The sequence below is a fragment of the Stygiolobus sp. CP850M genome, assembly GCF_037389425.1.
In the GTDB taxonomy this organism is placed as follows: domain Archaea; phylum Thermoproteota; class Thermoprotei_A; order Sulfolobales; family Sulfolobaceae; genus Stygiolobus.
On sequence record NZ_JBBHKR010000083.1, the window covers coordinates 1 to 7854 of the forward strand.

A 7854-nucleotide genomic window follows, 5' to 3' on the forward strand; every position below is an offset into this window, starting at 1 on the left:
ATGAAAAGTGTAGGAGAAGTAATGAGCATAGGGAGGTCGTTTGAGGAAACTTTACAGAAAGCCATAAGAATGCTAGATATAGGTGAACCGGGTCTAGTGGGCGGTAAAATTTATGAGTCCAAGATGAAGAAGATTGAAGCTCTAGAGAACTTAAAGAACAGAAGACCATACTGGTTCTTATATGCAGCAAAGGCTTTCAAAGAGGGAGCTACTATAGATGAAGTATACGACGCTACTGGAATAGGGAAATTCTTCCTCAATAAGATTAAGAATGTAGTGGAGTTCTATGAGGAGTTGAAGAAGACTAAACAGCTCGACAAAAAGTCGTTACTGAAGGCTAAGAAGCTCGGATTTAGCGATTACCAGTTAGCAAAAGCTTTGAACATAAGCGAAAGGGAAATCAGAGCTATGAGAGAGAAACTAGGAATTGAACCGAAAGTCAAACAAATAGATACTTTGGCAGGTGAATGGCCTGCAGTTACTAACTATCTCTACTTAACTTATAACGGGACAGAAGATGATATAGAGTTTTCCGAGACTAGTTCAAAGCTCCTGATCATAGGTGCAGGTGGCTTTAGAATAGGTGTATCAGTGGAATTTGACTGGAGTGTAGTTTCGCTTCTCGACGCGGCAAAGGATTACTTTGATGAGGTCTCAATTCTTAATTATAATCCTGAAACCGTATCCACTGACTGGGATATAACTAGGAAATTGTACTTTGACGAGATTAACGTGGAGAGGGTATTAGATATTGTAAGGAAAGAAAGGTTTGCATATGTAGCCACTTTTACGGGTGGACAGATAGGTAACAGTATCTCTAAAAAGCTAGAAGATGAAGGAATTAGATTATTGGGAACTTCCGGAAAAAGTGTTGATAATGCGGAAGATAGGGAAAAGTTCTCTAAACTCTTAGATAAGCTCGGCATTAAACAACCTGAATGGGTTTCTGCTAAATCACTCGAGGAAGTAAAGCAATTCGTATCTCGTGTTGGCTACCCAGTCTTAGTAAGACCTAGCTACGTACTCAGTGGTTCGGCAATGAAGATAGTTTATGATGATAACGAGTTAATGGTTTATTTAAGGAAGGCTACAGAGCTATCCTCAGAACATCCAGTAGTTGTATCAAAGTACATAGAAAACGCTATAGAAGCAGAGATAGATGGCGCATCTGATGGCAAGGCCGTTTACGGAATAGTAATGGAACATGTAGAAGAGGCAGGAGTCCACAGCGGAGATGCAACTATGTCTATACCGTATAGAAAGTTAAGTGAAATTACAGTTGAAAAAATGAAGAACAGTGTTTATGCCATTATGAGGGAGTTGGAGATTAAGGGTCCGTTTAATGTACAATTTGTAGTAAAAGACGGAGAGCCCTATATTATTGAACTTAACCTAAGAGCTAGTAGGTCCATGCCCTTCAGTAGTAAGGTAGTAGGAAATAATATAATATCGTTAGCCCTAGAGGGTATTCTGAAGGGGTTTGATTTCGATGGGTTTAAGGAACTGAAGCCTAAAGTATGGGGAGTAAAGTCTGCTCAGTTCTCATGGGCACAATTGAAAGGTGCATATCCATATTTAGGGCCAGAAATGAAGAGTACTGGAGAGGCAGCGGCTTTAGGCGTAGACTTTTACGATGCACTGCTTAAGAGTTGGTTAGCCGTAGCTCCTAACAGAATTCCTTCAAGAGGTTCAGTTGCACTGGTTTATGGAAGGACTAACAAGGAGTATTTAGCACTTTCAGCTAAGAATCTAAGCGAGTTTGGTTTAACTACTTATACGATACAAGGAGCTGAGATAGAAGGTATCGAAAGCGTCGATGTTAAGGAAGCAATTTCCCTCATTAAGGATAGAAAAGTTGATATTGTGGTAACTGATGGATATCTTAAGAAGTTAGATTATGAGGTGAGGCGTATTGCCGTCGATTATAATATACCTTTAATTTTAAACGGTAGATTAGGGAATGAGGTAACTAAGTCTTTTTCTATACAAGATAAGTTAACATTTAACGAAGTAAAGGAATATGGTGCTGGAATATGAGAGCGGCGTTAATAGTGGATATAATAAGACAAGAAGAGAAGTTAATAGCAAAAGCACTAGATGTAAAACAAGTTCCCTACGATATAATAAACGTAGGCCAAGAACCTATACCATTCAATAAGGGACTAGGAAGATATGATGTTGCAATAATAAGGCCTGTTAGTATGTACAGAGCGTTATATTCATCTGCGGTATTCGAAGCAGCTGGTGTGCATACAATAAATTCCGTTGATGCCATCAATATCTGTGGAGACAAGATATTAACATACTCAAGGTTATATAAACATGGAATACCTATACCAGACTCCATAATTGCAATGTCTCCAGATGCTGCTTTGAAAGCTTATGAGCAAAAAGGTTTCCCTCTAATAGACAAACCTCCAATAGGTAGCTGGGGAAGACTTGTTTCTCTCGTTAGAGATAACTTCGAGGGAAAGACTATTGTAGAGCATAGAGAACTTATGGGTAATTCAGCATTAAAGGTTCACATTGTTCAAGAGTATATACAATACAAAGGGAGAGATATAAGATGTATAGTAATGGGCAAAACCTTATTAGGTTGTTATGCGAGAAACGTACCTCCCAATGAATGGAGGGCAAACATAGCCTTAGGTGGTTATCCTTCTAAAATCGACGTAGATAGTAAATTGGAAGAAACTGTATTAAAGGCAGTTGGAGTAGTAGGAGGAGAGTTTGTATCTATAGATATCCTAGAACACCCAACAAAGGGATACGTAGTAAACGAGCTAAACGACGTACCAGAATTCAAAGGGTTTATGGTAGCAACTAACATTAATGTGGCTGAAAAATTAGTGGACTACATAAAAGAAACCTATTCCAAGTGAGCTAGAAATAAATCATGATTAGTCTCCTCTAAAAGTCTTCTAAGGGAGTCTATTTTCTGCCTTAGATTAGGAACAAGAGCTTTAGGATATTCAAGCTCCCAAAGTATTTCATATAGCTCCTCCATTATAGTATAAGTATGTTCAGCTTTTTCAACTTCTCTTTTCCTTAGCAATTCTAAAACTCTTCTCCTCAGCTCCCCTATAGCATCAGCTATTCCGAGGATGTAGTATATATCTGGAATACCGAGCTCCTCTCCCGTAGGTACTCTCTGATCGAAATAAATGGAGTAAATTACGCTAGCTTCAGCTACTTCTTGGAAAGCAGTTCCTACATCCCCATAAAGTAGTTCAGGGTAGTTGCATACTACCTCCTTTAGCTCCTTTAACTTTTGTAGTGTCATTTCGTATCTCTTAGTCGCTTCCTCCTTTTTCATTTTATGAGATAACGATATTGTCTCTCCTGCATATCTTATTACTTCTCTTGAAAGTAGAAGAAGCTTTTCCCTACTATCGAACCTCTCTTGTAGCTTGGGGGTTATCTTTTCTACGTAATCCTTAATTCGGTTTACTAAGTCCATTGCATTAGTCAATTACCCATAGCATAAATAAAAGCAACCGTTTGGTTGTAAAGTTCTCGGACAAAAAATACTTATACTCTCTAAACTTTTTTAAAAGCTATGAGACAAATACGTAAAGTCTCTGTGATTGGTGCGGGTGTAATAGGTGCGGGTTGGAGCACCCTTCTAGCACTAAAGGGATACGAAAACTATTTCTACACAGAGAAGAAAGAGACATTAGATAAGGGTCTTGTAAAGATCAAAGGTTACTTAAACGTATTATACGAGAACAAGCTAGTCGACAAAGAGCCAGATTATTACATGAAATTTATCCATCCAACTACGAGCTTTGACGAGGCGATAAAAGATACAGATCTAGTGTTAGAGGCAGTTATTGAGGACTATGACGTTAAGAAAAAACTATTCAGGGAATTAGACGAAAGGCTAGATAAGGATGTAATACTCGGGAGCAGCACTTCGGGTTTATTAATGACCGAAATTCAGAAAGCAATGCCGAAACATCCCGAAAGAGGCGTTATAATTCACCCTTGGAACCCTCCGCACTTATTACCATTGGTAGAAATAGTCCCAGGAGAGAAAACCTCTAAAGAAGTTTTAGATGCATCTAAAGACTTTATGGAGAACAAATTAGAAAGAGTAGTGGTGGTGCTGAAAAAAGAGGTTCCAGGCTTTTTAGGCAACAGGCTTGCGTTCGCTCTATTTAGGGAAGCGGTTTACCTCGTTGATGAGGGTATTGCTACAGTAGAGGATATTGATAAAGTAATGACAGCTGCAATCGGTTTAAGGTGGGCATTCATGGGGCCTTTCTTAACTTATCATTTAGGAGGAGGAGAAGGAGGATTAGAGTACTTCTTTAGTAGAGGTTTCGGATATGGTGCTAACGAATGGATGCACACACTGGCAAAGTACGATAAGTTCCCGTATACGGGAGTTATTAAGTCTGTTCAGCAAATGAAAGAGTATGAGTTCCTTAAGGGTAAAACCTTCCAAGAACTCTCTAAATGGAGAGATGAAAAGTTAATATCTCTAATTAAGTTACTGAGAGGAAAAGTGTAAAAAGATAAAAAAGTAAGTTAAAAAGATTTCTAGTTTTATTCTTCCTCTCTAAATTCTAGAATACCTAAGTTCTCTAACAAGCCCGAGTCTGTTACGTCGAATAAGATTGCATCTTCGTCCTTAGAAGTGTTTACGTGATAGTGCACCATGTTAGCTGGAACTACGAACACATCTCCTTCTTCCCACTCTAGCTTCTTTCCTCCTACCACGCTATATCCCTTCCCTCTAACGACTAGGTATATGGAAGACATATTGTGCGAATGAGGTTTAGTCTGCATCCCAGCCTTTATATACTGGAAACCTGGCATCATTGTTGGTGTTAATCCTCTAGATCTTCCTGTAGATGGTGAATAGAGCATTATCTTAGCTACTCCTTTCTCTATTGGGTTATCTTCAGCTAAGAGTTTAAGTAGTTTTATTACTTGTTGGAACTTTATTACTTTTGGCTTTACGGTTTCAGGTGGTGTGGTGTGCTCCATAAAGGCTACTATTTTGAGGTCTTCAGTTCCATCTTCAATCTCTTTAATTATTTCTTTAATTTGTTCTCTCCTTTCTACTATTTCTCCTTGTTTATCGACTCTTTGAATAACTTTAGACATATGTTCATATTGTTTAAAAAGTTTAAAAAAGTGTATGAAAGTGAGTGATTGTTATATTGAGATAGAAGGGAGAAAATGTGTAGAAATCTGCGGTAATATTGTATGTGACGATGAAACGGTGAATGATTACATGCCGTTGTGCGACAAATGTAGAAAGGGAGAGAAGAAGAGTTGCATCGAGTTATATAGTAAGTTTGGTTGTTGGAGTATCACGGGTTGGTGGATATAAGGAGTGAAAGTAAAGAGGCTATAATTCCCGCAATAAACATCATTATCGCAGTGCCTATTTTTTCCTTTATGTCTCCTTCATAAATTATTCCCAACCCCGATAAAGTAATGGCGGAAAAGATGATCGTTAGGGTAACGCTTCTTGTAGCTTGATAAATCAAGAGGCTGATCAGTCCTAGGAACGGAGATAAGGAATGGGAGAGAGTTGTGAGTATTATAGACAATTTGAAAGAATAGTCATAGATTGTTCCCTTTAATTTTCTCATCATTTGAAGCTCTAGCTGTCTCAGTTCTTCTCTCTTTTCTTTTATCTCCACTACCATGGTATTCCACATAGAGGAAATAGTGACCCCTGTGATTCCTGATAAAACTATAGGTGTAATCTTTTCAATGTTTTCTCCTGCAATGACTGAGGTTATTAAAACGCTTACAGCTACCAGAATTCCGTCAAACGCTCCAAGTATGAGATAACGTCTTATTAATTGTCTATCATTTCTTAAAGATACTTTGAAAGCTTCTAACAGCTTATTAAACACACATTATTGATGAACGAACTTATATATTAGGCTTTAAACAAACATTAGCGATGAATCATAACATATACCTCGTGTTGGCGTTAATAGTGATAATAATAACTGCCGTAGGTGTTTATGTTACTGATAGTTCCTATAAAACAGTTATTTACGTTAATAATCTGGGTGGAAATGCATTACCTAACGGGGACTATAAGCTAGTAGTCAAAATTTTAGTTAATTACGGTCCTCTAGGAGGAGGTTCGAAGCCTTTAGGCTCAGCTAATATATGGCTATATTATAACGGGAAGTACTTAAATCAGACCTTGACTAACAGCAGTGGAATTGCTGTCTTTTACGTAAAGCCCGGGAATTATACTTTATTATTCACGATTTTCCACCTAGAAAGAGACGTACAAGTTAACGGTAATACTGAAGTTGTGTTAGATTATGCTTATTTGAAGTCGTGATGAACGCGGAGTACGCCTGAACAGTGATGTGGTGGTCCTCGTCTGAATAATAGGTAGATTTTATTTTTCTCTAGTGTTTACAAATCATGATGAGTGTAAAAATTGATGTTGTGAAAGTGGAAATCCCTGAAGGTACTAACGTAATCATAGGACAATCTCATTTCATTAAGACCGTGGAGGATTTATACGAGACTCTAGCCTCATCCAGTCCCACTCTGAAATTTGGTATAGCTTTCTGTGAGGCTAGCGGCAAAAGGTTAATAAGATGGGATGGAAACGATGAGGACTTAATTAAGAAAGCTCAAGAAACTGCTATGAAGATAGCTGCAGGACATACCTTTGTGATATACATAAAGAACGGATACCCGATAAACGTATTAAATAGGATTAAAAATGTTGAAGAAGTAGTTAGGATATTTGCGGCTACAGCTAATCCCCTGCAAGTTCTAGTCGCTGAGACAGACCAAGGAAGAGGAGTAATAGGTGTTGTAGACGGTTATACGCCACTAGGGATCGAAGGCGATGCTGAGATAAAAGAGAGGAAAGAACTCCTCAGGAAGTTCGGATATAAGAGATAACGCTTTAGAAAGAAGTTGATCTGAAACATTTACTTGCCCTTTACAGTACTTTATAAGCGAGGCTGAAACTAGGATTAAAGCTTGTATGTACTTCTTTTTTTGGGTATCTTTTTCTTCCTTCCACTTCTTTTCTAATACTTCGTGGGACTCCCAAAATCTAAAATCGAAGAAGAGTTCCTCAAACGAGCAAGTGCTACAGTCTGTAAATAATGGTTCACCTAAAACGCTTTTAATCGTCTTCTCATTTTCTTCACTATAAGCGAAATCTACCTCAACGTATTTACAAGTCCTAACGTCTATTACTTCCACACCGTATGACCTCAGTTCGCTCTTTAAGTCCTCCGCTGTAAGAGAAATCCCATCTTTATCATAATAGTATATTCTCCTCTTCACGTTCTTGATGGTAGATTGCAAGTATTTAAAAGTCTCGTTCACGATATAATACTTAATGAGCAAAGAAGCAGTGCTATATAAGACTGAAGGTAACAAAGTAAGATGTCTGGCTTGTGCTAGGAAGTGCCTTATCGGCGAAGGTCAAGTAGGCTTTTGCGGGGTGAGAAGTGTTAGGAATGGAAAACTCTATTTGGATGTTTACGGTAAAGTAGCAGCAGCCCATGTTGACCCCATAGAGAAGAAGCCTCTAGTTCACTTTTACCCTGGGTCTAGAGTATTCTCGTTTTCGACATTCGGCTGTAACTGGATGTGTATGTATTGCCAGAACTTCGATATAAGCCAAAGGAGGAGAGCAGAAGGCGTTGAGTTATCACCAGAAGAGCTGGTGGATATGGCGAGGGCTTATGAAGCAGAGGGGATGACGTATACATATAATGAACCTGCAATATTTGCAGAATTCGCACACGATACTGGAGTCATAGCAAGAAAATTCGGTCTTTTCAACACTATGGTAAGTAACGGATACTGGAGTGACGAATTGGTCGATTATGTAAGAGA

11 protein-coding genes are annotated in these 7854 nt (G+C 38.5%); 7 read left to right on the forward strand and 4 right to left on the reverse strand.

Features of this window, described 5'->3' with window-relative positions:
* Together carB and lysX are read left to right on the forward strand one after the other, a co-directional pair.
* Nucleotides 1-2037: carbamoyl-phosphate synthase large subunit (gene carB, locus WIW89_RS11000; protein ID WP_337720808.1), on the forward strand; the 2037-nt coding region annotated here is incomplete at its 5' end.
* Entirely contained in the window at nt 2034-2882 is an 849-nt protein-coding gene (gene lysX, locus WIW89_RS11005) for a lysine biosynthesis protein LysX (RefSeq protein WP_337720809.1), read from the forward strand. The genes carB and lysX, both read left to right, overlap by 4 nt.
* Here the strand turns inward: lysX and WIW89_RS11010 are convergent.
* A complete protein-coding gene (locus WIW89_RS11010; protein ID WP_337720810.1) occupies nt 2870-3460 on the reverse strand; it encodes a haloacid dehalogenase in 591 nt (196 codons plus the stop codon). The genes lysX and WIW89_RS11010 overlap by 13 nt on opposite strands.
* 99 nt (nt 3461-3559) lie before the next feature.
* On the opposite strand from WIW89_RS11010, the gene WIW89_RS11015 reads away from it, so the two are divergent.
* Entirely contained in the window at nt 3560-4516 is a 957-nt protein-coding gene (locus WIW89_RS11015; RefSeq protein WP_337720811.1) for a 3-hydroxyacyl-CoA dehydrogenase family protein, read from the forward strand.
* A 35-nt stretch (nt 4517-4551) separates the two neighbouring features.
* Here WIW89_RS11015 and WIW89_RS11020 read toward each other — a convergent pair whose 3' ends face one another.
* The gene (locus tag WIW89_RS11020) at nt 4552-5115 is read right to left on the reverse strand and encodes a cupin domain-containing protein (RefSeq protein WP_337720812.1); all 564 of its coding nucleotides are present in this window, start codon (nt 5113-5115) and stop codon (nt 4552-4554) included.
* 40 nt (nt 5116-5155) lie between these two features.
* On the opposite strand from WIW89_RS11020, the gene WIW89_RS11025 reads away from it, so the two are divergent.
* Nucleotides 5156-5344 (forward strand): hypothetical protein, encoded by a 189-nt coding sequence (locus tag WIW89_RS11025; RefSeq protein WP_443296559.1) that lies wholly within the window; start codon nt 5156-5158, stop codon nt 5342-5344.
* On the opposite strand, the gene WIW89_RS11030 is transcribed toward WIW89_RS11025, so the two are convergent.
* Nucleotides 5325-5879 (reverse strand): hypothetical protein, encoded by a 555-nt coding sequence (locus WIW89_RS11030; RefSeq protein WP_337720813.1) that lies wholly within the window; start codon nt 5877-5879, stop codon nt 5325-5327. The genes WIW89_RS11025 and WIW89_RS11030 overlap by 20 nt on opposite strands.
* Before the next feature lie 50 nt (nt 5880-5929).
* Between WIW89_RS11030 and WIW89_RS11035 the strand changes: the two genes are divergently transcribed.
* Together WIW89_RS11035 and WIW89_RS11040 are read left to right on the forward strand one after the other, a co-directional pair.
* A complete protein-coding gene (locus tag WIW89_RS11035; RefSeq protein ID WP_337701586.1) occupies nt 5930-6325 on the forward strand; it encodes a hypothetical protein in 396 nt (131 codons plus the stop codon).
* Between the two features lie 89 nt (nt 6326-6414).
* Nucleotides 6415-6903, forward strand: a complete 489-nt coding sequence (locus WIW89_RS11040; protein ID WP_337710425.1) for an adenosine-specific kinase — start codon at nt 6415-6417, stop codon at nt 6901-6903.
* Here the strand turns inward: WIW89_RS11040 and WIW89_RS11045 are convergent.
* Nucleotides 6832-7296: a DUF309 domain-containing protein gene (locus tag WIW89_RS11045; protein WP_337720814.1), complete on the reverse strand. Its 465-nt coding sequence runs from the start codon at nt 7294-7296 to the stop codon at nt 6832-6834. The two genes, WIW89_RS11040 and WIW89_RS11045, sit on opposite strands and share 72 nt — an antisense overlap.
* Nucleotides 7297-7351: 55 nt before the next feature.
* On the opposite strand from WIW89_RS11045, the gene WIW89_RS11050 reads away from it, so the two are divergent.
* Nucleotides 7352-7854, forward strand: a 503-nt coding sequence (locus WIW89_RS11050; RefSeq protein ID WP_337720815.1) for a radical SAM protein, incomplete at its 3' end; no start/stop codon positions are given.